The sequence below is a fragment of the Aeromicrobium sp. EU05-FHT14F07 genome, assembly GCF_058790455.1.
The window spans coordinates 1-1,491 of the sequence record NZ_JBYTCR010000042.1; the positions used below are offsets into that span (position 1 = coordinate 1).

General features: G+C 69.2%; 1 protein-coding gene. It reads right to left on the minus strand.

Annotated features, from left to right (window positions below; translation table 11 throughout):
- Nucleotides 1–13: 13 nt before the first annotated feature.
- Nucleotides 14–1,372, minus strand: a complete 1,359-nt coding sequence (locus tag AC3WRM_RS18380) for an ISL3 family transposase (protein ID WP_492249996.1) — start codon at nt 1,370–1,372, stop codon at nt 14–16.
- Nucleotides 1,373–1,491: the final 119 nt, after the last annotated feature.

A 1,491-nucleotide genomic window follows, 5' to 3' on the forward strand; every position in this document is an offset into this window, starting at 1 on the left:
GGCTCTTCGTACTTCAGGTGGGGATGAGGGTGTCGAGTCCTCCGCCGATGAGGAGCATGCGTAGCCGGTAGTTGTTGTAGTTGCGGAAGCCGCGGGCGACGCGGCGGTGGAGCTCGATGAGGCCGTTGATGGCTTCGGTGCCGCCGTTGTTGGAGCGGCCGGTGTCGAAGTAGGCCAAGAACGCCTCGGACCACCGCTTCAGGGTGCGGCCGAGCCGGGCGATCTCGGGAACCGGACAGGTCGGGAAGGACGCCAAGATCTTCTCGGCGATCTTGCGGCCCTGGGCCGGGTCGCGGTGACGGTAGGCGGCTCGGAGCTGCTGGGCGCACGACCAGGCGATCCAGACCTGCAGGTGCTCCTCGGGACGGGCAGCGAGCGCCTTCTCCAGACGGCTCCACTGCTTGTCGGTGAGCTTCTCAGCCCCAGCTCGCAGCAGCTTCTGGATGCCGTACAGCGGGTCGCCCTTGCGGCCGCGGTGCCCGGTGGTCTCTTGCTGGACCCGGCGTCGGCACTCATCGACCGCGGCGGTACCGAGCTTGACGACGTGGAAGGCATCCAGGACCGCGACGGCGTCCTCGAGCTGGTCGGCGATCGCGGTCTTGTAGCCGTGGAAGGGATCCAGGGCGGCGACCTTGATGCCACCTCGGAACTCCTCGCCACGGTCGGTGAGCCAGTCGGCGTAGGCCTTGCCGGACCGGCCCGGGACGAGGTCGAGGAGCCGGGCGCGGACGCGTCCGTGCTGGTCACGGGTCAGGTCGACCATCCCGGTCAGCTCCTTGGGTCCGCGGCCGCCCTGGTCGACGGGCTTGGTGGAGACGTGGTGCCAGATGTGCTCATCGACTCCAAGGGAGGTGACGTTGGTGAAGCGGTCCTCGTCGGCGGCCATCGCTTCCAGCAGCGGCTGGATCGAGCGCCACACCGTGCGCCACGTCGTGCCGAGCTGACGGGCCAGCCCAGCGATCGAGGCGTGCTCGCCCCGCAGTTGGCCGATGGCCCACCAGCACGCCCGCACGGTGAGCAGCGCCCTGGGTCCGGCCAGGTCGAGACGCTGTTCGGTGAACGACTTCGTCGAGCACTTCTCCTCGCCGCATCGCCAGGTCCGTTTGCGCCAGATCAGCGTGACCGGGCGCCCGAAGCAGGGCACGTCGACCAGCCGGACCTCGCGGCGGCCGTGGCTGTGAGCGATCACTCCGCACGCGCGGCAGCCGGTCTGCTGGGCGGGTGTCTCGACAACGACGCGGACAGTGCCGGCGTCTTGGCTGACGGCGATGACGTGGAACCCCTCGAGGCCGACCAACAGGTCGCAGCGATCGCAGTAGCAGGGGCGTTCAGGGCGTGGGCGTGCACGGTCACACGCCGTAGGCTCGAGCATCGTCGAGGCCTTCCGGTTGGGCAGCTTGGTCGCTCCCGATCCTGGAGGGCCTCGACCCCATTCACCCCGACCGCGTCATGCCAAGTCGCTCACTGCCCCCACCGCAGGTACGAAGGGCC

What these genes read in the sequence shown, in the direction of transcription:
- AC3WRM_RS18380 (WP_492249996.1), bottom strand. Translation starts at nt 1,372, where the DNA reads ATGCTCGAGCCTACGGCGTGTGACCGTGCACGCCCACGCCCTGAACGC.